20 protein-coding genes are annotated in these 25,557 nt (G+C 42.2%); 6 read left to right on the top strand and 14 right to left on the bottom strand.

The window, feature by feature from the left end; translation table 11 throughout:
• From FJ218_04355 to FJ218_04420, 14 genes are all read right to left on the bottom strand, one after another.
• Nucleotides 1-830 (bottom strand): benzoyl-CoA reductase subunit B (locus tag FJ218_04355; protein ID MBM4166137.1); only part of this gene is annotated, 830 nt, incomplete at its 3' end.
• A 32-nt stretch (nucleotides 831-862) separates the two neighbouring features.
• Nucleotides 863-2,020: a benzoyl-CoA reductase subunit C gene (locus FJ218_04360; GenBank protein ID MBM4166138.1), complete on the bottom strand. Its 1,158-nt coding sequence runs from the start codon at nucleotides 2,018-2,020 to the stop codon at nucleotides 863-865.
• Between the two features lie 141 nt (nucleotides 2,021-2,161).
• Nucleotides 2,162-2,929 carry an enoyl-CoA hydratase gene (locus tag FJ218_04365; protein ID MBM4166139.1) on the bottom strand — a complete coding sequence of 256 codons (768 nt, stop codon included), beginning with the start codon at nucleotides 2,927-2,929 and terminating at the stop codon, nucleotides 2,162-2,164.
• Between the two features lie 83 nt (nucleotides 2,930-3,012).
• A complete protein-coding gene (locus tag FJ218_04370; protein MBM4166140.1) occupies nucleotides 3,013-3,468 on the bottom strand; it encodes a DUF2889 domain-containing protein in 456 nt (151 codons plus the stop codon).
• An 81-nt stretch (nucleotides 3,469-3,549) separates the two neighbouring features.
• The gene (locus tag FJ218_04375; protein MBM4166141.1) at nucleotides 3,550-4,302 is read right to left on the bottom strand and encodes a glucose 1-dehydrogenase; all 753 of its coding nucleotides are present in this window, start codon (nucleotides 4,300-4,302) and stop codon (nucleotides 3,550-3,552) included.
• Entirely contained in the window at nucleotides 4,299-5,426 is a 1,128-nt protein-coding gene (oah, locus tag FJ218_04380; GenBank protein ID MBM4166142.1) for a 6-oxocyclohex-1-ene-1-carbonyl-CoA hydratase, read from the bottom strand. The genes FJ218_04375 and oah overlap by 4 nt, the downstream gene beginning before the upstream one ends.
• Entirely contained in the window at nucleotides 5,401-6,678 is a 1,278-nt protein-coding gene (locus tag FJ218_04385) for a 2-isopropylmalate synthase (protein MBM4166143.1), read from the bottom strand. The genes oah and FJ218_04385 overlap by 26 nt, the downstream gene beginning before the upstream one ends.
• Nucleotides 6,679-6,713: 35 nt before the next feature.
• Nucleotides 6,714-7,247, bottom strand: a complete 534-nt coding sequence (locus tag FJ218_04390) for a 3-isopropylmalate dehydratase small subunit (GenBank protein MBM4166144.1) — start codon at nucleotides 7,245-7,247, stop codon at nucleotides 6,714-6,716.
• Between the two features lie 72 nt (nucleotides 7,248-7,319).
• Nucleotides 7,320-9,620, bottom strand: a complete 2,301-nt coding sequence (locus FJ218_04395; GenBank protein MBM4166145.1) for a 3-hydroxyacyl-CoA dehydrogenase/enoyl-CoA hydratase family protein — start codon at nucleotides 9,618-9,620, stop codon at nucleotides 7,320-7,322.
• A 39-nt stretch (nucleotides 9,621-9,659) separates the two neighbouring features.
• The gene (locus FJ218_04400; GenBank protein ID MBM4166146.1) at nucleotides 9,660-10,913 is read right to left on the bottom strand and encodes an acetyl-CoA C-acyltransferase; all 1,254 of its coding nucleotides are present in this window, start codon (nucleotides 10,911-10,913) and stop codon (nucleotides 9,660-9,662) included.
• Entirely contained in the window at nucleotides 10,897-11,406 is a 510-nt protein-coding gene (locus FJ218_04405; protein MBM4166147.1) for a MarR family transcriptional regulator, read from the bottom strand. Before FJ218_04405 ends, FJ218_04400 begins: the two co-directional genes overlap by 17 nt.
• Nucleotides 11,407-11,445: 39 nt before the next feature.
• Nucleotides 11,446-12,705 carry a 3-isopropylmalate dehydratase large subunit gene (gene leuC, locus FJ218_04410; protein MBM4166148.1) on the bottom strand — a complete coding sequence of 420 codons (1,260 nt, stop codon included), beginning with the start codon at nucleotides 12,703-12,705 and terminating at the stop codon, nucleotides 11,446-11,448.
• Nucleotides 12,706-12,819: 114 nt separating this feature from the next.
• Nucleotides 12,820-13,884, bottom strand: a complete 1,065-nt coding sequence (locus FJ218_04415; GenBank protein MBM4166149.1) for a 3-isopropylmalate dehydrogenase — start codon at nucleotides 13,882-13,884, stop codon at nucleotides 12,820-12,822.
• A 220-nt stretch (nucleotides 13,885-14,104) separates the two neighbouring features.
• Complete coding sequence (locus tag FJ218_04420) at nucleotides 14,105-15,922, bottom strand: long-chain fatty acid--CoA ligase (protein ID MBM4166150.1); 1,818 nt, start codon at nucleotides 15,920-15,922, stop codon at nucleotides 14,105-14,107.
• A gap of 572 nt (nucleotides 15,923-16,494) precedes the next feature.
• Between FJ218_04420 and FJ218_04425 the strand changes: the two genes are divergently transcribed.
• The 6 genes from FJ218_04425 (at nucleotide 16,495) to FJ218_04450 (ending at nucleotide 25,475) form a co-directional block, all read left to right on the top strand.
• Nucleotides 16,495-18,912, top strand: coding sequence for an adenosylcobalamin-dependent ribonucleoside-diphosphate reductase (locus FJ218_04425; protein ID MBM4166151.1), 2,418 nt, complete (start codon nucleotides 16,495-16,497; stop codon nucleotides 18,910-18,912).
• Between the two features lie 471 nt (nucleotides 18,913-19,383).
• Nucleotides 19,384-19,734, top strand: a complete 351-nt coding sequence (locus FJ218_04430) for a VOC family protein (GenBank protein MBM4166152.1) — start codon at nucleotides 19,384-19,386, stop codon at nucleotides 19,732-19,734.
• Between the two features lie 273 nt (nucleotides 19,735-20,007).
• Entirely contained in the window at nucleotides 20,008-21,135 is a 1,128-nt protein-coding gene (gene ald / locus FJ218_04435; GenBank protein ID MBM4166153.1) for an alanine dehydrogenase, read from the top strand.
• Nucleotides 21,132-22,475, top strand: a complete 1,344-nt coding sequence (locus FJ218_04440; GenBank protein MBM4166154.1) for an acetyl-CoA hydrolase/transferase family protein — start codon at nucleotides 21,132-21,134, stop codon at nucleotides 22,473-22,475. The genes ald and FJ218_04440 overlap by 4 nt, the downstream gene beginning before the upstream one ends.
• A gap of 45 nt (nucleotides 22,476-22,520) precedes the next feature.
• Nucleotides 22,521-24,818 (top strand): NADP-dependent malic enzyme, encoded by a 2,298-nt coding sequence (locus FJ218_04445; GenBank protein ID MBM4166155.1) that lies wholly within the window; start codon nucleotides 22,521-22,523, stop codon nucleotides 24,816-24,818.
• A gap of 171 nt (nucleotides 24,819-24,989) precedes the next feature.
• Nucleotides 24,990-25,475 carry a hypothetical protein gene (locus FJ218_04450; GenBank protein MBM4166156.1) on the top strand — a complete coding sequence of 162 codons (486 nt, stop codon included), beginning with the start codon at nucleotides 24,990-24,992 and terminating at the stop codon, nucleotides 25,473-25,475.
• Nucleotides 25,476-25,557 lie beyond the last annotated feature (82 nt).

Consider the following 25,557-nt stretch of genomic DNA (forward strand, 5'->3'; position numbering starts at 1 on the left):
TGCGGCCACGGAGGCGGACCTTCTATCACCACGCGAACTTTTTCTTCGGGAATCGGACCAACGCCGTGTTCGATGCGCTCGGTAATTTCTTTCAATGCTTCGCGATAATAACTTGTGCAATCGGGAAGTCCGCGCAATACATAAATTGGCGCCATAAAAAATACTGCTTCGAAATATGAATCGAACGGAGACGGTCTGTGTTTTGCGCTGTGCAAAATTTTTACCCACAAGTCTTCCGCTTCGGCAGAATGTTTTGTCGCTTCAACAAGTTTATCGTAATCAAATTTGTTGCCGGTAATTTTTTCACAAATGGGAATCAACTCTTGCAACTGCTCGACGATGTATTGTCTATCGGTATCGGAAATTTCTCCATCGCGCAAATACGGAACATCGAGCATCACGAGCGGAACATCGTAAAAATGCGAAAGCGCTTCGAACCACTTGATGAACGTTGTGCAGCCGCAATATGTGCAGAGCAGCAAATCCGGTTTGGGAATTTCTGTTCCCGATGGACCGACATTTCCCGAGAGCATCATTCCAATGTCGTTTTTTACGTAGCCGCACACATCGGAAGAATACCCAACGTCTTCTGCTTTCAAAATCAAATCGCCGGAAGTTTTTCGCACACCGCATTGCAACGCATTCACTTCAGGAAACACGAGTTCGAAATCAAACACGCGCAAAAATTCTGCAACGTTTCCCGGCACGAATAAATACGCGACTTTTCTTCCAACGTTGTGCGCGTTTTGCAAACGTTCATACCAATCGGTCAAAAGTTGTTTTTGGTAATCTCTGCCGATGCCTTGAAATTTAAATTTTTCTTCTGTCATAAAATTTTATTTGCCACGAATTACACGAATGTTCACGAAAAGAATAACACGGATTCTACAAATGTTTCTACTTGCATTCTGACGGTTTCGAACACACCCATTTTTTCTTCATACTCAAACGTCATATATGCGATGTTTTGTTTTTCACATTCATCTTTCAACACAACGTAATCGAGCAATGCCGGTTCGCAAAATTTCGGTGCGCAGAAAATTACGCCGTCCACTTTTCCTTCGCGAATTTTATTCACGAATTGTTCTTTGCGCGGATTATTTCCATAATGCCGAACGGAAGAATACCTGCTGTTCTGAATGTAACTTTCTGCAAGCGAAAGCAATGGGTCGCCGTTGAGCGGAACTGCATTTTTAAACCAGCGCGTGTGCAATAACAAATCATCATCAATAATGTAACAACCGGCTTCTTCAATCACTTGCATCAATTCGAGCGGCGGTTGTTCGCAAAAACTTCCTTCGAGCATTACGCGCACAAAATCACGCGGCACACGATTGCGTTCATAAATTTGCGGAAGAATTTCTTCGAGAAGTTGCGTATGGTCTTCAACGGAAAGCAGCGTTCCCATTCGCAATAATATGTATGTTTCATACGTCGAAAGAAGATGCGGCGTTGTGTTTTTGATGTGATACAATTGCAAACACAATTCGCGATTGCGATTAAAAGCGGAAATACTTTTCAGTAAGTCTTCGTTTGAAATTTTCTTTCCGCAGAGTTGCTCTAAATTGTTCGCTAACTTTTGCAATTCCGCACGGTAATGTTTTGGCGCGCTCGTGGTATTCATATTTTGCGGAAAGTGAATATACTCCACGAGTTGTTCGGGAAAATTCGTTGACCAAATTCCCGAAAGATTTCTCGCAACATCGCATATCGAAGTGAAATACAACGCATCGAAATTTTTCAGTCGCTCCGTCAATCCCAATTCCAATGTTGAACGCGCAATTGAACACACAAACGATTGGATGCGCGAATCCGCGTGGTCAATTTCAATTTTTCCGCCTGCACCAAGAACACCAACAGGCAACATTCCCGCCGCGTGTGGTAATTCGTATGGCGTATAGACGGGAAACATTCCGACAACTTTTTGTTGCGGATGTTTTTCTTTCCACGATTTTACTGTCGGAAAAGAAACATCGTCAATGATAACGCGGTAGTGTTCTATTTTTTCTTCAAAGTTCATAACGTTTTAAAATTCCAAAAAGCAAATAACAAATTTCAAATAAACACGAAATACCAATTTCCCAAAATCTTTGTGTTTGAATTTTGTGAATTGAAATTTATTTGTGCTTTGTATTTTGTTATTTGGTGCTTACAAGTTCATTCATTTATTTTTCCAAACCGGATTTCGTTTTTCAAGAAATGCGGCAAGACCTTCATTTGCATCTTCCGTTTTCATCATTTCGTTCATATAAATTTCTTCAGCGTTGGAAATTGCCTGCATTGGCGGACGGGATAAACCGCTGTCAATCGCGCGTTTCGTCATTTCCAGAATCACTTTGCTTTGCGATGTAAACTTTGCGACAAATTCCTTCACCGCATTTTCAAATCCTTCAACGGGAAAAACTTTATTGATAAGCCCGATACGTTCCGCTTCCATTGCAGAAATATTTTCTCCGCTCATCAGGAATTCGAGAGCGCGTTGCCTTCCGAGCATTCGCGGAAACAACGCCGCAGCAATTGGTGGAAATACGCCGACTTTAATTTCCGGCTGTCCGAATTTTGCTTTCTCCGATGCAACAATCATATCGCAGAAGATGACGATTTCGCAACCACCGCCGAGCGCGGCTCCATCAACAACTGCAATGACGGGAATTTTAAATTTGTTGATGTTCTCGAACACACGATGAAACTCGCTCATCATCTCGTCAATTTTATCTGCTGTGTGGTCAGCAACGTCAACGCCGGCAGAAAATGCTTTTCCATTTGCTTTCAGTAACAATACTTTTGCATTCGGATGCGGAAGAAGTTCGCTCAATGCAGAATTCATTTCTTTCATCATCGCGATGTTCAGCACATTCAGCGGCGGACGATTTAAGACGAGCGAAACAACTTCGCCTTCGTCTATAATGGTAAAAAATTGGTAGTTCATTTTTTGTTTATTCACCGCAAATTACACTGATAATTTCACAAATCAATTCGCTTGTATTCGCGTTTTATCCGTGTCATTCGTGGTTAATTATCTTTAAAAGGTAAACATGTATTTTTCAAAATCGGTTTGACGAGTTTGATTTGTTCTTCTTCGCTTACGGTTCGGTTAAACCATTCAGCGCCGACTTTCGTTAAGCCGAGCATTACGTTTGCGCTGAGACGAATCGCTTCCATCGCCAAATCCACCAAATGCGTGCAACCGTCTGAATGCCCCAGCGCATCAATAAGTTGTTTCTGAATACCGCGTTCAATTTTCATTCCAATTACTTTCTTGATGTTCGAAAGCGTGAACTGGCAAATCCCATACGGCACTTTCGTCATTTGTGCGTTTGCATCGGAAATCATTTCGCTGTGCAAATCAATCGTCAATTCAACAACGATGTGATGATTCAAATCGAGCATTGACGCGCGAGTAATAATTTCGCTTTCATCCTTCCACGCGACTGCGACATTGATATTGCGTTCGTAAATTTGATTCATAGAAAATTAACCACAGATAACACGAATAGATGCACGAGTTTTCACTGATAAAATTTTCAATCTAAAATCTAAAATGTAAAATCATATATACTGTCCACCATCCACTTTTATCACTTCTCCCGTAATGTGTTTTGCTTTTTCGGAAACAAGAAACACAATCAGATTCGCAACGTCTTCCGGTTTTCCGAAACGACCAAGAATTATTTCCGAAAGCGATTGTTGTTTCACTTCGTCTGAAAGATTGCCCGTCAAATCCGTTTCAATCATTCCCGGCGCAACGGCATTCACGTTCACATTGTATTTGCCGAGTTCTTTCGCAACGACTTTTGTCAAGCCGATTACTCCCGCTTTCGATGCAGCGTAATTTGCAAGCCCGAATTTTCCCCGCATTCCATTGATTGAACTCACGCTCACAATCTTTCCAAATTTCTGCTCACGAAACATTGCACTCACCGCGTGCATATAATTGAACGTTCCTTTCAAATTAATGTCGAGAACGTCGTCCCATTGCTGCTCACTCATTTTCCACACAACACTGTCGCGCGAAATTCCGGCGTTGTTGACGAGAATGTGCAAACTTCCAAACTCTGCAATAACTTTGTGAACAACGTTCTGCGCTTCATCAAATTTTGAAACATCAGATTCAATCGCAAAACATTTTCGCCCGAGTTTTTTCACTTCGTCAACAACATCATTCGCTTCGCTGCTGTTATTACGAAATCCAAAATACGTGAACGCAACATTCGCTCCTTCCTGTGCAAGAGCAAGAACGGTTGCTTTCCCGATTCCTAGCGAACCACCGGTAACAAGAGCATAGTTGTTTTCGAGAATCATTTCTGTTTCGGTAACACTTCTTCAAACACGCTTTCATTCATCTCTTTTCCTTCGGCAGTCAATTGACGGAACTTGACGAAATCAATCACGTCTTTGCCCGTGAGTTTGCGTGAATTGAATGCAGTAAATCCGAGAAATCCTTCGAGCATTTGATTTGCCGCAAGCCAGTGACGATTTGCAAGTTTCGTTTGGTCCCAGAAAAATTTCTTCTTCGCACGAATGCCGTCAATGGATTTGATTAAACATCCGGGAAATAAGTTGGTGAATCGCCAAAGAATTTCATTCACCGATTTGTCGAGCAGAGAAAAATCAAGCGTTGCTTTTTCCAATTCTTCATTTGCTTTTTTTCGTGCATCGCCGGAAACAAATTCGCCATAGACAATTTCTCCGTCGTCAACATATTTCTCCGTTACCACAAGCGGATTGCGTTTGAATACATTTCCATCTTTGATAACCGGAACAACTTTACTAATAAGCGAGAGCCGTTTCATTTTATACGCGCTCCACACTTCGCACGAAACACAATTCCACATCGCATCTTCAATACTCAAATACGCGGGAAGAAAATCCGTTGAGCCGCCGTCGGGAGCAGAGCCGTGTTTGGGTCCCGCTTGTCCGAACACCGCCGTATCAGCAGAAACAGTGATGTCGCACGCCATTCCGATTTCCTGTCCGCCGGCAACACGCATTCCGTTCACGCGGCAAATTGTCGGCTTCTTGCAATTCAAAATCGCATCCACCATCGCATTAAACAAATCCATATACGCGCCGTATTCTGCGGGACGTTTTGCATAATACTCCGCATACTCTTTCGTGTTCCCGCCGGTGCAAAATGCTTTATCGCCGACAGCAGTGAATACCACCGCAACAACGCTGCGCTCCATTGATGCTTTGTGAAATCCGGCAATCACGCCTTTCACCATTTGCGTTGTGTAGGAATTGTATTGTTTCGGGTTGTTGAGTGTAACCCACGCGGAATGTAATCCTTCGACTACGTTTCCTTTCTCGTCGAGAATCGGACGCAATTCATACATTGTGCAAGGCGGCTCTGTTCCGAAGAATTCATCGCCCCACAAGTTGTGGTTTTTTATTTCGTTATCACGCGGCAGCCAGTTGAGACTCATAATGTTTTCTTTCGTGTTCGGGAATTTCTGTTTCAATAAATGCTTCAATTTCGTCATCAGTTAAAAGACGATTCGAATGTTTTGCATAATCAAAAATTTTCTTTGTCATATCGCCGTTCATATCGTAGCCGTGGTCGTGCAGCCAATACATCACGTTTGATTCGCCGCTCAACGGACCGATTTCAATTTTTTGTTTTCGTCCGACCATATTTGCAGGCACAGCAGAATACACCATATCGGAAAGCCACATTTCATTTGTCTTCAATGCTTTAATAACTGCAGCGGCGTGAACTCCCGTTGCAGTGCGAAATGCATCTGGACCAATTACAGGATAATTGAACGGAATCGGAACGCGGCACGATTCGGAAACAAGGCGGCAATATTCATTTAATTTGGAAAGGTCGTTATTGATGATGCCCCACATTTTTAAGTTCACAAGAAGTAAATCCATCGAAGCATTTCCGCAACGTTCTCCGATTCCCAATGCGCAACCGTGCACTCTATCCACACCAGCGCGAATTGCCGCGATTGTTGCTGCAAGTGCAAATCCGCGGTCGTTGTGTCCGTGCCAATCAATCTTCACATCTTCGCCGGTATTTTCAATAACATCTTTTACGAAGCGAACAATATTGGTCGCGCCGGTGCGTGTTGTATGACCAACCGTATCTGCAATAACAACGCGTGTTGCGCCACATTCGATTGCTGCCGTATAAAGTTTATCAATGTCGTCGGGATGCGCGCGTGTTGTATCTTCGGTAACATACATACTTGGCAAACCGTGCGCGACAACATACGAAACAGCATTCTCCGTGAGTTCGCGAACTTTGTCCACCGTCCATCCTTCCACATATTGCCGAATGGGACTTGAACCGACGAACGATGCAACTTCAATCGGTATTCCTGCTTTTTGTGAAATATCAATCACAGGGTCAATGTCGGCAATAACAGTTCGCGCCGCACAATTGGGATAGATTTTCATTTTGCATCGCGCGATTTCTTTTGCGAGTTCGAGCGTGTCGTTGTATGCTCGCGGACCAGCGCCGGGAAGTCCGATGTTTGCAGACTGAATTCCGAGTTCTTCTATCAAATGGAGAATGCGAATTTTCTGGTCAATTGATGGGTCAGTAACGGAAGGCGATTGAAGTCCGTCTCGCAATGTTTCGTCGTCGAATTCAATTTTCACAACGCCTTTCATATCCACGATTCCGCCTTTGTTCCAATCGTAAATGAGTTCTTGATGTTCTGTGTTCATAACTTTCTTTCTTTAGTTTAAAAAAACATTTCCTGCTAATTGCTGACTGCTGATTGCTGATTGCTTAATGCTAAACGCTTTTCCGCGATTCTTCTCTTCGCAAATTCCACCATCCCACCAACGTTTATTATTTCTTGAATCATCGCGGGAAACGGCGGAACAGCATACGTTTTATTCTTCGTAACGTTTTTGATTTCGCCGTGTGTTAAATCAACTTCAAGCGCGTCTCCATTCTCCGTTTCATCAACTGCTGTATCACATTCAAGAATCGGCAAACCGATATTGATGGAGTTGCGGTAAAAAATTCTTGCAAACGATTTTGCAACAACACACGACACTCCCGCGCCTTTAATCGCAATCGGTGCATTCTCGCGCGAACTTCCGCAGCCGAAATTTCTTCCTGCAACAATGATGTCGCCTTTCTGAACTTTCTTCACGAAGTTTTCATCGAGGTCCTCCAGCGCGTGCGGTGCGAGTTCTTTTTCTGTGAACGCTGTGCAGTATCGCGCGGGAATAATGACATCAGTATCAATGTTGTCGCCGTATTTGTGAACGTTGCCTTTTATCATAGGTGTTAGGTTTTAGGTATTAGGTTTTAGAATTTTCTTTTCTACTTTCTACTGGCTACTATCTACTAAAAATCATCTTCTCTTAAACTCTGCAAACTTTCCGCTCACCACTGCTTCCAATCCGCTTAACGCGTCGGGATGTTCGAAAATTTGTTGCAAGTAATGTTCGAGTTCAAATTCTGCAAGTGTATCGTTGTCAATTCCGTTTAAATAATTTTCAAATCCGCGTGAAATAAGTTCATTGGAAATCCACACAGCATTGGGAGAGTTTTGCACAACTCTGCGAACAACTCTTTCTGCAAACGTTTTCATTTCTCCCGTGTAATGCAACGGAAGATAACCACGCGCTTGCGCATACAAAGTCGGAATTAAATCTGCTTGCGAAAACAATTCTTTCACAATTTGCATTTCTCTTTGTTCTGTAAAGGAAAGTTGAGTCGGAAGTTGCTCAAATTCAAGTGAAGACAATTTCTCTTTCGAAATCATTTTGCCTTTGTTCTCAATAATTGCTTTGGCAATTACTTTTGCGGCATCATCTCGGTTTTGCTGCGGAACAATTGCATCAGCAAAACCAAGTTGTAAAATCATTTGCGGAGAAGAAGTTGCCATTCCACCGGCAAGAATAAAATACCGCGCAAATGCAAGCGCAGTTTCAACGTCATTTGTTTTTTTGTGAATGAGTTGCGCAAGTGAAAGTGTTCCGCGAAGTCCGGGATAAATGCCAAGCCGCGTTTCGGGAAGCGCATACGAAGTGCGATTCGTAATCAGCGTCATCGTGTTTTCATCGAGCGCAAACGCAGACGCAACTTCAACGCCGCCGCCAAACGCTTGTCCATCAACAATGGCAATTTTTGGTTTCGCCGTTCCCGTCATTATGTGAAAGATAACGTTCTGCCATTCGCGCGTATCGTTCACAATCGCTTTGTAATTTTTCGCTTTGATGTTTTCAATAAATCCGGGAATACTTGCGCCGGCAATGAACGTTTTAATCGGCGCAGTATCGAAAATTATGAGTTTGCATTTTGCATCTTTGTTCGCGGCGGTAAATTCACGTTTCAAATCTGCGAACACATCGTTGTTCATTGCATTTGCCGCGCGTGGATTGTTGAGCGTTATTCTCCGCACTGCGCCGTTCATTTCTTTTTCCGTAAATGCAAACGAACATTGAAACGCCGACAACTTTTTCTCGCTCATTATTTTTTTCAGCGAATTGCAGATAGGAAAATATTGTCCAAAACCTTTTGCAAATTCTTCACGCTTGCGCACAACGTCCGCAACTTTTTTCGCGCCAAGTTCTTTCATCAATGTGAACGGACCTTTGTTCCACAGAAATGCGTTCTGCGTCAGCAATTCCAAATCTTCAATCGTAATCAGTTTTGCATCAACACATTCTGTTGCAGTAAGAAAACCAATTGCAAGAAATCTGTTCGCAAGTTCTTCAACTGTTTTCGGATTGACGTTTGTCGTAAGTTGCTTTTTATCTTGAATCCATCGCACTTCCGATTTATCTTTCGCACGATTGAATTTATCAATCAAATCAATGTAGTTGTTTCGCGGCGCAAAGAAATTTCCATACACTTTATACAACGCATCTTTCGGATTCGTCGCATCGGAAAACGAATACATCGAAGCCAAACCCACAGGCAAACCGGTCGCGTCCATCAATTCGAGAAAACCAATGGGAATGTTGTATGCTTTTTTTCCGGCGGCTTCAATCGTAGAAATGTCGAAACCTTCTTCCAACATTCGTGTTGCTTCGAGTAACAGCGCAACAAAAATAATATCCGCAACGCCGCCTTTTCTGCTTCCCCGAATATGTGTAGGAATTTTTCCGCCGAGTTTCAAAAACTTTTTTGCAATCGCTTTGCTTTCTTCCGAAGCAGTATCCGTTCCCGCAAATTCTGCTGCGCGATTTTTGTGTGGCAAATAAAAATAATGCATCCACACAACTTTGTCAGGGCGGCGTGTTGCCTTTGCGAGAATGTTTGCGTTGAGCGAAGATGAGTTTGTTGCAAGCACAACATTTTTTTCGGTGAGCGAATCCAGAACAGCAAATATTTTTTCTTTGATGTCAATACGCTCTGTTGCCGCTTCAATCACAAGTTGCAGCGATTTTCCTTTGCACGCTTCTTCGTAATTCGTTGTTCCGATAATGCGGCTGCGGATTTCAGAAATATCTTTCGCGGAAAATATTTTTCCTTTCGCGCTGTCCAATTCTTTTTCAATCGAAGAAAATCCGCGCTGCAGCATTTCTTCCGAAACATCGAGCAAGCCAACGTTGAATCCGTTCTGTGCATAATTCTGCGCAAGACTCGCGCCCATCGTTCCCGCACCAACAATGAGTAGTTCTATGTTATTCCAAGTTGTATTCATCAAATCTGAAATCTTCAATCTAAAATCTAAAATGTAAAATCAAACATATCCTTCCACTACCAACGCTCCCCCTTGCCCGCCACCGATACACGCAGAAGCAAGTCCGAGTCCGCCGAGTTTCAAAAGAGAAATTGTCATTCGCGCGCCTGTTGCACCAAGCGGATGACCGAGTGCAATTGCTCCGCCGTTCACATTCACAATTGTTCTATCGAATTGCATTTCTTTTTCACACGCAAGATATTGTCCGCCAAATGCTTCGTTGATTTCGATGTGCTGCATTTGTTTTAGCGAAAGTCCAGCGCGTTGTAATGCTATGTTGCATGCAGGAACAGGACCAATGCCCATACAATGCGGGTCAACGCCGGCAACACCCCACGAAAGCAATTCGCCGATTGGTTCGATGCCGAGTTCTTTTGCTTTGCCGAATGTTGTCATCACGACTGCTGCTGCGCCGTCAACAATGCCGGAAGAATTTCCAGCTGTTTGCACGCCATCAGATTTTACTGCGGGAAGTTTTGCAAGTGATGCAAGTGTTGTTTCCGGTTTTATGTTTTCATCGTTGGCAATAATTTTTTCTTTTCTTCGCTCTTGAATTTTTACCGGCGTAATTTCTTTTGCAAGTCGTCCTTTTTCCATTCCATCTTTCGCTTTCATTTGTGAAGAAAGTGCAAACGCATCAACTTCCGCGCGTGTAATTCCATATCGCCGCACAAGATTTTCCGCAGTTCCCATCATATCGTTATTGATGAATGTATCATTCAATCCGTCTTTGAAAACAAATTGCGTTTTCGGTCCCGCCATAAATGGAAAGCCGAATGCCGCGCCATAAATGACAAGCGGTGATTGAGACGTGCTTTCATAACCGCCGGCAAGAACAATTTCCGCTTCACCGCTCAATAATTCTTTTGCGCCTTGCACAATCGCTTCTGCACCCGACCAGCAAATGCGATTCACCGTAAGCGCGATGGAGAAATTTGAAAGTCCGGCTTTGAGTGCAACGTGCCGCGCTCCGTAATGCGAATCAATACTTGTGTGCATTGCGTTTCCGAAAATTGCCGTGTCAATAAATTCAATGCGGTCGGCAAGTTGCGCTTGTTCAATTGCTGCGCGTGCGGCTATTGCTCCCAAATCAATCGGCGTAAAATCTTTCAAACTTCCACCGACTGTTCCAAATGGTGTGCGCGTTGCAGAAAGAAAAACTATTTTTTTGTTTTTGTCTTTTAAAATTGAATGCGCCGTGCGTTCAATCTTTTTCGGAAGTCGGAAAATTTCGTTGTCAGTTAAGTTTATCATTCACGTTGTTCCAGATTCGTTCGAGATAATTCAGCATTGCTCTTTTTTCATTTATGGAAAAATCACTCCAGATTTCTTCGTCTGTTTCTTTGGCGAGATGTTCTATTTCTTTGCAAAGCATTTTTCCGTTTTCCGTTAAATATACATTCACAACGCGTCTATCAATCGTATCGCGTTGTCGGCGCAAAAATCTATCGCGTTCCATTCTGTCAATAATTCCCGTCAGTGTTGGATTATCCAAATGCAAACGCTCGCCAAGTTCCGTGAGAGAAATTCCGTCTTCTTCAACCATTCGCATCAGCACGATATATTGCGTTGCAGTGATATTGTAATCAACAAGTTTTGCATCGAGCAATCGTTTCATTCCGCGTGCTGTTCTGTTGAGTAAGAAACCAAGACTGATGTCAAGATTCCATTCGTTCACATTACGAAACGAAATTTCTCGCAACTGCGAGTCTTCGACTTTTTCTTCTACTTCACTATTGATGAGCATACAAATTATTTGCGTACGAAGTATTACATCAAAAAAATTTTACACTAAACGCGGGTCAGTGATGTAACCTTTCAATGCAGATGAAGCCGCAACGACAGGACTGCACAAAAATACTTTACTTGAGATATGTCCGTTTCGTCCTTTGAAATTGCGGTTCGTCGTGTATAAGCCAATTTCATTCTCGCCAAGAATTCCCATATGCCCGCCGATGCACGGACCACACGTCGGCGGACTGATTGATGCGCCCGCGTGAATAAATGTGTTTAGAATTCCTTCGTCAATCATTTGCAAATAAATTTCTTGCGTTGCAGGAATAACGATGAGTCGAACATACGGAGCGATTTCTTTTGTCTTCAAAATATCTGCCGCCGCACGAAAATCTTCAATGCGTCCGTTCGTGCAAGAACCAATGACAACTTGGTCAACTTTTATTTTCTCCACTTCCGAAATCGGTTTTACGTTGCTTGGTAAATATGGATATGCAATTTGCGGTTCGAGATTCGATACATCAATTTCTATCACATCGAGAAATTCAGCATCGTCATCTGAAGTGTATGCAGAAATTTTTCGATTTGTTTTTCCTTCGAGAAAATCAAAAACTTTTTTATCCGCTTTCACGATTCCTGCTTTTGCACCGGCTTCAATTGCCATATTGCAAATCGTAAATCTATCGGCGAGCGACAAATTATCTATCACTTCGCCTTCAAATTCCAACGCGCAATACAACGCGCCTTCCACGCCAAGTTTTCCAATCGTGTGAAGAATAATATCTTTTCCACCAACGAACGGTTGCAATTTTCCTTTGTAAATAATTTTTATTGTTGGCGGAACTTTGAACCAATTTTCTCCGAGCGCCCAAGACGTTGCCATATCGGTTGAACCAACGCCAGTTGCAAAAGCACCCAGCGCGCCATACGTGCAGGTGTGTGAATCTGCGCCGATAATTAAATCGCCGGGAACGGCAAGTCCGCTATCGGGAACAATGCAATGGCAAATTCCCGAACGCCCGACTTCAAAATAATTTTGAATGTCATATTTGATTGCAAACTCGCGCATCGTTTTCGATAATCCTGCGGCTTGAATATCTTTTGCCGGAACAAAATGGTCGTTGACAAGCGCAATTTTTTTATTGTCGAAAACTTTCCCCGCGCCGATTTGCTCGAACACGCTCACGGAAAGCGGCACTGTTACGTCCGTTCCCATCACAAGGTCGAGATTAGCATACACGAGTTCTCCCGCTTTCACGGATTCTCTTCCGCTATGCGCGGCAAATATTTTTTCTGAAATTGTCATTCCCATTTTAGTAATTGGTAATTAGTCATTTGTAATTAGTAGAGAGTAGTTAGAAGTCAGTAGTTTATAATTCACGATGGCTTAAATGTTATCAAAATCTGAAATCGCATATCTCACATCTCAAATCATTCTCTTCAACGTTTCGCAAATAAAATCTCCGGTTTCTTTTGTGCCGAGATTTCCGCCGAGGTCCTGCGGAGTTTTGTTTTCTTTCACAGCAAGACGAACGGCGTTTTCGATGAGTTGATTTTCTTTTTTGAAACCGAGATGTTCAAGCATCAATCCGACAGTGAGAATCGCGCCGAAAGGATTGGCAACATTTTTTCCCGCATATTTTGGCGCAGAACCGTGCACCGGCTCGAACATACACACACCGTTGGGATTGATGTTTCCCGAAGCCGCCATTCCCAAACCGCCTTGCAATTGCGCACCAATATCCGTAACGATGTCGCCGAACATATTATTTGTAACAATCACTTGAAATTGCTCGGGACGTTTGAGCATCTGCATTGCAAGCGCATCAATAAACCAATGCTCTTTTTCAATTGCGGGATAATCGTTCCCCACTTCATTGAAAACGCGCTGCCACAAATCGCCTTCAAAACGCAGCGCATTATTTTTATCGCTCATCGTTACTTTCGTTTTGCCATTCTTCTTTGCATACTCAAACGCGAAACGAATGATGCGTTCCACTCCTTTATATGTGTTCACGCTTTCTTGAATTGCAATTTCATCTTTTGTTCCTTTTTTGAAAAGCCCGCCAACGCCCACGTATAAACCTTCTGTATTTTCGCGAAAGACGACAAAGTTCACGTCATCGCACGATTTGTTTTTCAACGGACAAAGTTTTTCGTCAAATAATTTTACAGGACGGAAATTGACGAACTGGTCAAGACCGAAACGCATTCCGAAAAGAATATCGCGAGCGTGCGCCATATCGGGAATGCGTGGGTCACCAAGCGCACCAAGAAAAATTGCGGAATAGTTATTTCGAAAATCTTCGAGTTGTTCTTTGGGAAGGGAAATTCCGGTGGAGAGATATTTGTCAGCGCCAAAATCGAAATGCACGAGTTCGAGTTTGAGCGAGCGGGCGGCGTTCAGTAATTCAAGAATGCGCACTGCTTCGCGCGTTACGTCAATTCCGATTCCATCGCCGGGAATGATGGCAATTTTGTTTAGGTTCATTATTTACTGCAAAATATAACTTGCAGAAACTAACAAGAATTATTCCAACAATTATAGTATGAAATTTTTTTTTGAATTATTTATTTTTTGAAAAAATCCATTATTCGTAGTCGAACATCAATGTTTTTCTTCTTAATTGTGAAATCCGCGATTTCAAATTTGAGATAGAACTGTCTATTTTAGTTTTTCGAATATCTTTATTAAACAACGTAGGTATTCTTCATTGCACATTTTTATACATTTCTTCAATCAGATGTTGATACTTTTCCTCAACAATTTTTCTGCGCACTTTCAGCGTAGGTGTGAGTTCTTCGTTTTCAACGGAAAGCGGTTTATCAAGAAGAACAAATTTTCGTACGCGTTCATAATTTGCCGTATCTTTTTGCAATCGCTGAATTTCGTGTAAATAAAACTCCCGTATTTCTTTCCTCGCAATGATGTCCGACGGAAGTTTATACGCGATGTTATATGCATTCACAATTTCTTTCAACATTTCAAAATCGGGAACGATGAGCGCAGAAAGAAACATTCTATCATCGCCGATTAACACTACTTGCTCAATGTATTTACTCAGGAGAAGTTGACTTTCTACTTGCTGCGGCGAAATTTTCTTTCCTCCCGAAGTAACAATAATATGTTTTTTTCTGTCAGTAATTTTTAAGAAGCCCCCTTCGTCAAATTTGCCAATATCTCCCGTGTGCAGAAATCCATGTTCATCAATGGCTCTTCGCGTTGCAAGTTCGTCATTCCAATACCCTTTCATAATGTTATCTCCTCTCGCAAGAATTTCGCCATCGTCAGCAATGGTTATTTCAACGCCAGGAATAGGAAAACCGACCGTTCCAAACTTGTATTGTTCAATGCGGTTAACAGAAAGAACAGGCGAACTTTCCGTCAATCCGTACCCTTCAAGAATTTGCAAACCGACTGCTTCAAAAAATTCACCAAGTTGTTTGGGAAGCGGACCTCCGCCGGAAACGAAAAATCGGATGTTGCCTCCGGTTTTCTCCTGTATTTTTTTTAAAACAAATTTATGTGCTAAATTATGTTTTGCTTTTAGAACCAATGAAACATCTCCCGATTTTTTTGCCTGCGCATATTGTTTTCCGATTTCCACACATCGGTAAAAAATTTTCTGTTTTCGTTTGGAAGAATCGGAAACCTGTTTTGCAATTCGATGATACACGCGTTCAAACATTCGTGGAACGGATGTCATAATTGTCGGATGAATTTCTTGCAAATTATCGCGAACGGTTTCGATGCTTTCTGCAAACGCAATCGTCGCACCGCAACTCATCGCCGTGTAATATCCCGCCATTCGTTCAAACGCATGACACAGCGGCAAATATGAAAGGAACACATCATTCGCGTTTATCGGTAACACTTCAACGCTCGCTTTGATGTTGGAAACAAGATTGTGATGCGTAAGCATTGCTCCTTTCGGCGTTCCCGTTGTTCCCGAAGTGTAAATAAGAGTCAGCAGTTGTTCGGGAAGAATATTTTTTACACATTCAGAATAAAATTGTGGTTGTCGTTCCAGATATTTTTCGCCCAAATGCACAACATTGATAAACGAAAAGATATTTTCTTCGGCTGGGAGTTCTTTGTCGGTAAGCACAATTATTTTTCTCAAGCAATTCATTTTTCCGAAAAACGGAAGTAACTTTTTCAATTGAAAATTGTTGGAAACAATTGCGTACGATACATCGGCATCGAGAAAAATTTCTTCGATTTGTTTTGAAGTAAGCGTAGGATACAACGGAACGGAAATTGCGCCAAGCACCGCGAACGACTGGTCGCAGATAATCCATTCGGGACGGTTTTCAGAAATAATTGCAACGCGGTCGTTTGCTTTTAGTCCTAACGCAGAAAAACCCGCAGCGGAAATTTCTACCATCTCACGCACTTCGGCAAACGTTAGCGCAATCCATTTCCCGTCCAGTTTATGTTGTAACAGCGGACGAGGAATGTTTTCGTACTTCGTTGTTACACCGTCAAACATTTCGGGAATCGTTGTAAAATTTGTTACGAGCGGCATTGTATCTTTTTTTTACGGAGCAAAAAGTAGAAAGAAAATTTGAAATGAAGAAACGAAATCGCATACCATAAACCGTACCAAGAATGTTCTTAACAAAAGATTTTTTCTGAAATATTGACTGTAATGTAGGAAAATAAAAAAGGTCAAGCAGAAGTGACTTGACCTTTAGAAAAAATTATTACCGATTTCTGATGACATTGTTCAAATCTTAAATCAATAATCTGTCATCTGTAATCCGTATTCTGCGCTCTATTTCATTACGACCATTTTCTTGAACTTGATGTCGAGTTTTTTCTTGTTAAAAAAATTTATTTTCCGTTTCTGAAAATTTAATCTAATTCTCTTGACAACAACACGAGAGAATTTTATATTTGCCCACAATTTTTTCTGCCAAAAAATTTGGCAGGCAATTACTGTTGAATTGCGCACGGCAAACAAAAGTAATTTCCGTGAAAGAAAAAAATCCAATCTCATTCACGGGCGATAATGTTCTCGAATATATTTTTCAGCGTATCAACATTTTTTTCGTACACGTACACATTTTTTTTCATTTTAAAAAAACAAAATTTTCAATGTCACATCAATCATCTCTTCGCCAAGACGATTCTTCATTATTCTTTTCACACTCGCTTCAAACACAACAAACGCCGACAACAACGCATCCCCTTACCTTTTCTCTCGACGAGCAACATTTCAACGTTCATCTTGAACACAATATTATGGTACGTGCGATGGATTCGGAAGATTTTTATACGGACAAAGATGGAACGCGAAACGAACTTGCAATTGATGTTTTGAAAAATAAATATCTCGCGCCAAACGAACAAGGTCCGATGCAAATGTGGCAGCGCATTGCCCGCGCGCTCGCTTCCGTTGAGCACGATAAGGAATTTTGGTACAACAAGTTTCTCGAAATTCTTTTCGATTACAAATTTATTCCCGGCGGTCGCGTAATGCACGGTGCCGGACGCGAAGACGCAAAACGCCGACCAACACTCTCCAATTGTTACGTTATTCCGATTGAAACCGATTCGCTCGAAGGAATTTATCGCGGACTTTCCGAAGCGGCGATGGTGTATAGAACCGGAGGCGGTGTTGGAACCGATTTATCTATTCTCCGTCCGAAAGGCGCATCGGTGAACGCAACGATTGACAAATCTCCCGGGGCAACTGCGTTTATGAATTTATTTTCCGAAAGCACGAACACGGTTTCGCAAGCAGGAAGACGAGGTGCATTGATGCTGACGATTCGTGTTGACCATCCCGATGTGGAAGAATTCATAACGATAAAAAATGACCCGTTGCGCCTGAAAGTTGCGCACGCAAATGTGAGTGTGTTGATTACGCACGAGTTTATGGACGCGCTGCTCAACGATAAAAATTTCGATTTGCGTTTTGGCGGGAAAGTGTACAAAACAGTGAAAGCAAAAGAGTTGTGGATGAAGATTATTCGCAATGCACACGCATCCGCCGAACCGGGAATTTTATTTTGGGATACGATGCGCGAATATCATAATGTTGAATACGCCGCGCCGCTTTCCTCAACCAATCCGTGCGGAGAACAACCGCTTGCCGCTTACACTGCATGCAATTTGGGAAACATCAACTTACTGAAATTTGTGAACGACGACGGCGAATTCAATTATGAAGAACTCGCCGAAGTTACGCACACCGCAACACGATTTATGGACAACGTGATTGATTATAATATGGATAATCACGCATTCGAGAAAATAAAAAAATCCGTTGCGAACGATAGACGCATCGGTTTGGGAATTACGGGACTTGCCGATGCGCTTTGTAAAATGCACATTCGTTACGATACACAAGATGCGCTTGACACAACGGAAAAAATTATGAGCGTGATTCGCAACGAAGCGTATAAAACTTCGATTGAACTCGCAAAAGAGCGCGGTGCATTTCCGCTGTTCAATTGGAATGGATATTCGCAAAGTAAATTCGTGCAGCATCTTCCGTATGAAATCCAAAGTGAAATTCAGAAACACGGAATTCGCAACGGCACTGTATTGACCGTTCCTCCCGTTGGTACTGGTTCAATTGTTGCGCAAACAAGTTCCGGCGTCGAACCGATTTTCTGCACAAGTTATGTTCGCCGCGTAAAAAATAATGACGGACAAACGTTCAACGAATACAAAGTGTATCATCCGCTCATCAAACAACTTTTCAACAACGATGAACATTTGCCCGAGTATGTTGTAACTGCGCACGACATTGACCCGTTCTTCCGCGTGAAAATGCAAGGCGTGATTCAAAAATATATTGACAGCAGTATTTCTTCCACTGTAAATTTAGCGGAAGAAACAAGCGTGGAAACCATTGCGGATATTTATATTCAAGCATACAAAGCGGGACTCAAAGGAATTACTGTGTACCGAGAAGGAAGCAGACAAGGAATTTTGATTACGGATGAGTATGCAAAAAAATTAGCAGAGCAAACGCAAGTGGAGGGAGTAACGCTTTCCGAACCATCGAATCGCAAACCGCGACGACGACCGAGGCAAACATTTGGCATCACCGAGCGCGTGAATACCGGCGAAGGATATTTATATGTTACGATTAACAGCGACGAAAACGGTTTGTGCGAAGTGTTCACGACTATTGGCAAAGCCGGAGGAAATGCCGCGGCGCAATCCGAAGCAATTAGCCGATTGATTTCGCTTGCGTTGCGTTCGGGAATTGACCCGTATGAAATTACGAAACAGTTGCGCGGAATTTCCGGACCATCGCCCGTGTGGGAAAACGGAGAACAAATTCTCTCTACTCCTGATGCGATTGGCCAAGCGATTGAACGTTATCTCGCAACGCACGGAAATAAATTTGTTGTGCATAAACCTGCGGGAGAAACAACAGCGACACTATCAAAAATATCTCTTCCTAAAGAAAATGGAAATTGTCCTGATTGTGGAGGAAATGTTGTTTATACTTCTGCGTGTGTAACGTGTAATAATTGTGGTTGGACGAAGTGTTAAAAGGAGAAAACTTTTTCTAAAATCCGTAAATAACTTTCAAGAGTAAAAAAATGAAAAAATACTTTTCTTGTATCATTGCTACATTTTTTTTATGCAGCTGTTTTCAGCGAATTCCCCTTGGGATATCAAATGAATATGTCAGTCAAGCAAAAGGAAATGGTTACAATATTAACCATTTAAAAGATCCTAATATTCAGTAGTCGATTTAGAATATGAAGACTTTGAAACTGCGAAACAGAGAAAAGAGATAGAATTAAATATGCGAAATGTAATTATCAAAATAGAAAACGCTAACTTGAAATAAATAAACAATCATATGAATTGATGAATAAAAAGCAGTGACTTAATCTACGTTTACTTGCTTTGCAATAGAAAAACACTTTTTTCCTCCACTCCGCCAACTTCCTTATATTTTCCTTCCAAAAATTAACTCACTTTATTATCAATAATTTATTGAAAGGAACCCCGATTATGGCAGCAGCGCCAGTAACTCATTTTGAAATTTTAGGTAAAGACGGAGAACGTCTAAAAGATTTTTATAAAAAACTTTTTGGTTGGGATATCAACTCCGACAATCCGATGAATTACGGATTAGTGCAATCCGCAGGAAAAGGAATCGGCGGAGGAGTTGGCGAATCGCAAGATGGAAAACCAATGGTTACATTTTATGCAGAAGTTGACGACTTGCAAGCAACTCTTGACAAAGCAGTTGCAATGGGAGGAAAAATCGATGTACCTGTAACGGAAATTCCGAATATGGTAACGTTCGCGCAATTCCAAGATATCGAAGGAAACATTGTGGGAATTGCCAAAGAAATGTAATTCTCATTCCTTGAATATCATATAGTCAAGTTCATCTACAACTTTGTTTTGGACTTGACTATTCTTGTTTTAAAAACGTCTGAAAAAAAACCCAATGTTACAACAAACATTCTTTCTCACTTATGAACTGTTTTAGGAAATCCCATTTTCATATTTGAAAGCATTACCACTTTTTCAAAAAATATCTATGTAGGATTTCTTGAATTACCACATTCCCTCTTGGCACACAAATTGTTTTTTCTTCTGTAGTAACACACTTCATTTCGCATACTTATGAATATTGGAATTTTAAAAGAAGACCCGAAACACGAACGAAGAGTTGCGCTTACTCCCGCAGGCGTTCACTCACTCATCGAAAATGGGCACAAAGTTTATATCGAAAAAGATGCTGGGTTTGCTTCACGCTTTTACGACAATAATTTTAAAGACGTTGGCGCCAATCTTGTCTATACTCCCGATGAAATCTACGGACGCTCCGAACTTGTTCTCAAAGTTTCTTCACCCAACGAAGTTGACTGCGAACGGCTTGAAGAAGAACAAACGTTGTTTTCATTTCTTCATCTTGCCATTGCAAAGAAAAAAATTCTCACAACACTGCTTGAAAAAAATATCACCTCCATCGGTTTTGAACTTACCGAAGACAACACCGGAAATCTTCCGATTCTCGGAATGATGAGCGAGGTTGCGGGACAAATGTCTATTCAAATTGCCGCGCGTTTTCTGGAAAACACAAACAACGGTCGCGGCATTGTTCTTGGCGGTGTAACCGGTGTTCCGCCCGCAACAGTATTGATTCTTGGCGCCGGGATTGTCGGACAAACAGCGGCGCGTGTTGCCATAGGCGCAGGTGCAGAAGTTATTGTTCTCGATAAAGATCTCAATCGCTTGCGTGTTCTCGAAAACCGTCATAACTTCCGCGTCATCACCGGAATGGCAAACCATTACAATATCAAAAAAGCGCTCCTCTTTGCTGATGTTGTCGTTGGCGCTGTGTTAATTAAAGGAGAACGCGCTCCGCATCTTATTTCCGAAGAAATGGTGCGCCAAATGAAACCCGGCTCCATCATTATTGACCTTTCGATTGACCAAGGAGGATGTATCGAAACAAGTCATCCGACAACGCTTGAAAACCCAACGTATGTGCAACACGATGTTATTCACTACTGCGTACCGAACATCCCCGCAAACGTTTCGCGAACAGCAACGTATGCATTAACAAACGCATTACTCCCTTTCGTCGAACTCGTTGCAGATAACGGTGTGAACAACGCGCTCAAAGAACACAAAGGACTTGCACGCGGTGTTTGCACCTTCAACGGAAACTGCACGAACGAAGCAATCGCACGGCGTTTTGATAAGAATTATATTGATATACAAGAAATACTCTCGCACGAACTATGAACTGGCTTAGCAGATACAAAGCAAAATTAAAACCGGCAGAAGAAGCAGTAAAAATTATTCAATCGGGGCAACGCGTGTACGTTCATCCCGGTTGCGCAATGCCGGAAATTCTTGTCAATGCAATGTCCGATAGATATGCAGAATTGGAAGATGTTGAAGTTCTTCATCTTTTGACTGTCGGACAGACAAAATACTCGCTTCCAGAAATGGAAGGACATTTTCGACACAACGCTTTATTCATCGGGAAGAATGTCCGCAAATCCGTCAATGATGGACGTGCAGATTTTACGCCCATCTTTTTATCAGAGATTCCTGGCTTATTTTATCGCGGCATTCTTCCCATTGATGTTGCGCTTATTCACGTTTCTTCTCCCGATGAACACGGTTTTTGCAGTCTTGGAGTTGGCGCGGAATGTACAAAACCCGCGACTGAAGTTGCAAAAAAAATTATTGCGCAAATCAATCCCAATGTTCCGCGAACGCTCGGCGATTGTTTCATTCACGTTGATAAACTTTCTTTTTGCGTTGAAGCAGATGTTCCTTTGAAAGAATTACCGCAAGTCGAAGCAGACGTTACGCCCGAAGAAAAAGAAGTATATCGCCGCATCGGAAAAAATATTGCTGATTTGATTGAAGATGGCTCTACGTTGCAATTAGGAATTGGAAGTATTCCCGATGCAGTGCTTTCGTATTTGGGAAATAAAAAACATCTTGGCTTACATACGGAAATGTTTTCCGATGGTGTAATAAAATTAGTTGACGAAGGCGTAATTACGAATGAGAAGAAAACGCTTCATCCGGGAAAAATAATTTCTTCCTTCGTTCTCGGAACAAAAACTGTTTTCGATTTCATAAACAATAATCCCATCATCGAATTTCATCCATCGCATTACACGAATGACCCGTTCATCATCGCAAAGAATGATAAGATGATTGCAATTAATTCTGCGATTGAAGTTGATTTGACGGGACAAGTGTGCGCTGATTCAATTGGGAAAACATTTTACAGCGGATTTGGCGGACAAGTAGATTTTATTCGCGGCGCAGCACGAAGTAAAGATGGAAAACCAATTATCGCGCTTCCATCAACTGCAAAGAATGACCAACTCTCGCGCATTGTTCCAACACTTACAACCGGTGCTGGAGTTACAACATCACGAGGAGACGTGCATTATGTCGTTACAGAATTTGGCGTTGCAGATTTGTACGGGAAAACAATCCGACAGCGAGCGCAAGCATTGATAGATATTGCTCATCCAAAATTTCAAGAGCAATTAGAGCGATATGCAATGCAGCAGAAGTTTTTCTTCACTTCGAGTAGTGAGGCAATTTCTCAGTAAGAAAAAACTACTTCAATTCATTTAATATTTTAGAAAGATTTTACAATGATACGCAAACAAGACGCTCTCGATTATCACGCGCAAGGGCGGAGGGGAAAAATAGAAGTTATTTCCACCAAACCTTGCACAACACAACGCGACTTATCCCTTGCATACACTCCCGGAGTCGCTGAACCGTGCAATGAAATTCACGCCAATCCCGATAACGCATATCTCTATACCGCCAAAGGAAATCTCGTTGCAGTCGTTTCAAACGGAACTGCTGTGCTTGGTCTCGGCGATATTGGCGCGCTCGCGGGAAAACCGGTAATGGAAGGGAAAGGAATTCTCTTCAAACGATTTGCGGATATAGATGTGTTCGACATTGAACTCAACTCTCACAATGCAGATGATATTATTCGCGCAGTGCAAATGCTGGAGCCGACATTCGGCGGAATCAATCTTGAAGACATCAAAGCGCCGGAATGTTTTTACATCGAAGAGACATTGAAGAAAACGATGAACATTCCGGTATTTCACGACGACCAACACGGAACAGCAATCATCAGCGGCGCGGCGCTTTTGAATGCATTAATCATTGTGAAAAAAAATATCAAAGACATAAAAGTTGTTTTTAGTGGTGCTGGTGCTGCTGGAATTGCGTGTGCAAAGTTTTATGAAACGCTCGGAGTTCGCCGTCAAAATATGCTGCTTGTTGATACGAAAGGTGTTGTATTTAAAGGCAGAACAGACGGAATGAATTCGTACAAAGAATATTTTGCCGTTGAAACAAACGCGCGAACGCTTGCCGATGCAATGAAAAATGCAGATGTGTTTTGCGGCGTATCGGTAAAAGATATTGTAACGAAGCAAATGATAAAATCAATGGCGGATAATCCGATTGTATTTGCGATGGCGAATCCCGACCCTGAAATTACCTACGATGATGCAACTTCGGTTCGTGACGATATTATTATGGCAACGGGACGTTCTGATTTTCCGAATCAAGTTAACAACGTTCTCGGGTTTCCGTTTATCTTTCGCGGAGCGTTGGATGTTCGCGCAACAACAATCAACGATGAAATGAAAATTGCGGCAGCGAATGCGCTTGCAGAATTAACGAAAGAAGACGTTCCCGATTCTGTGATTCGCGCGTACGGCGGAAAGAGAATTGAATTCGGAAGAGAGTACATCATTCCAAAACCGTTTGACCCGCGTGTGTTGATTTGGGAAGCGACAGCAGTTGCAAAAGCCGCGATGGAAAGCGGTGTTGCGCGTGTTCCGATGCAGGATATTGAAGCATATAAAGACGCATTGGAAGCGCGATTGGGAAAATCGAGGGAAGTGATGCGGTTTTTTATTCATAAGGCGCAGACGGAACCGAAGCGCATTGTTTTCCCGGAAGGCGAAGAAGAAAAAATACTTCGCGCGGCGCAGGTTGTTCTCGATGAAAAGATTGCCCTTCCAATTCTTTTGGGCAGCCGTACAATAATCCGGGAAAAGATTGCGGAACTGAATTTGGATTTGGAAGGAATTGCCGTTATCAATCCGTCGAAATCGCAGAAGTTGGAAGAGTATAGTTCAACCTTTTATTCCCTTCGAAAAAGGAAAGGATTAACGCATAATGATGCAGTGCGAATGATGAAAACGCATAATGTGTTCGGAATGATGATGGCGCGCAACGGCGATGCGGACGGTTTAATATCGGGATTAACGCAACACTATCCCGAAACAGTGCGACCGGCATTGCAAATTATCGGAAAGAGAAACGATGTCGGAATTATTGCAGGATTGTATATGCTCGTGTTTAAGAATCAAACACTGTTTATTGCCGACGCAACGGTGAACATTGAACCGACAGCGGAGGAACTTGCGGATATTGCAATCCTTACGGCGGAAAAAGTACAACAACTGGATATTGAACCGCGTATTGCGATGCTTTCGTTCAGTAATTTCGGAAGTACAAAACATCCGATTGTAGATAAAATGCGGAAGGCAACAGAGATTGCAAAACAACGTGAACCGCACCTGATAATTGACGGAGAGATGCAAGCAGATACTGCGCTTTCGCCGGAAATTATCAACGAAGTATATCCTTTCAGCACGCTGAAAGGAAATGCGAATGTGCTGATATTTCCGGGACTGACATCGGCGAACATTGCGTATAAACTGCTTTCGCGACTTGGCGGCGCAACGGCTATCGGTCCGATATTGATGGGAATTCAAAAGCCGGTGTATTTGCTTGCTCCGGGTTCCGATGTGAATGATATTGTGAACATTACGGCTATGGCAGTGTATGAAGCGCAAAAAGAAACTTCGGAGAATCAACGAGCAAGGATTCCGACATCGGTGGCAACGGCATAAACACAGATTGGGATATTGAAAAACCTTCAAGGTTTGCATAGATTAGGAATTGAAGCGTAAAATTTTGAAGTGGACTTTAAAAAGAGAAACCTCGAAGTTTTTTGAAGTAAAGAGAATTGTTTTTAATATTCACGGGATGAAATATTGTATGAACAAATTATCGTTTCTTGTATGAATACCACACTTGAAGTACTTGCGCTGATTCTGATTATATCCACAATCGTGAATACGATTTTTGCCGCCGAAGTTCTTTTCAAACAGAAATGGGGAAAAGGCAGTAAAGGATGGGGAATTCTGGATGATTTTCATCATTTGTTTGATAGAAATACCGTTCGCAATTTTTCGGGCGTTGTAACAAAAATAAAGTACCAATCGCCGCTGAAAGGAATGAGCAGCGGAATTCTTGTGAACGTAAAAAATGATAATGAAGAACTAAACGTGTGGTTAGGACCCGCGTGGTATCTTGACCATCAGGACGAGAAGGTTACAGTAAAAGAAAAACTGGAATTCCGCGGCTCAAAAATTATGTTGAACGAACAACCGGTTATGCTCGCTTCGGAAGTTCACAAGGGAAGTGCAACGTTGTATTTGCACGACGAACACGGATACCCAACGTGGTGCGGATGGAAAAAGCGAAGCGCAAGTTTTAAGTTTTAACGGTACTGTATGGCACGATAAATGCTTATGAAAATACCGTATCGCATTTCAAAAAATCAGTGAATATACATTGCACGTTAAA

This window comes from Ignavibacteria bacterium (assembly GCA_016873775.1).
Taxonomy (GTDB): Bacteria; Bacteroidota; Ignavibacteria; order UBA10030; family F1-140-MAGs086; genus JAGXRH01.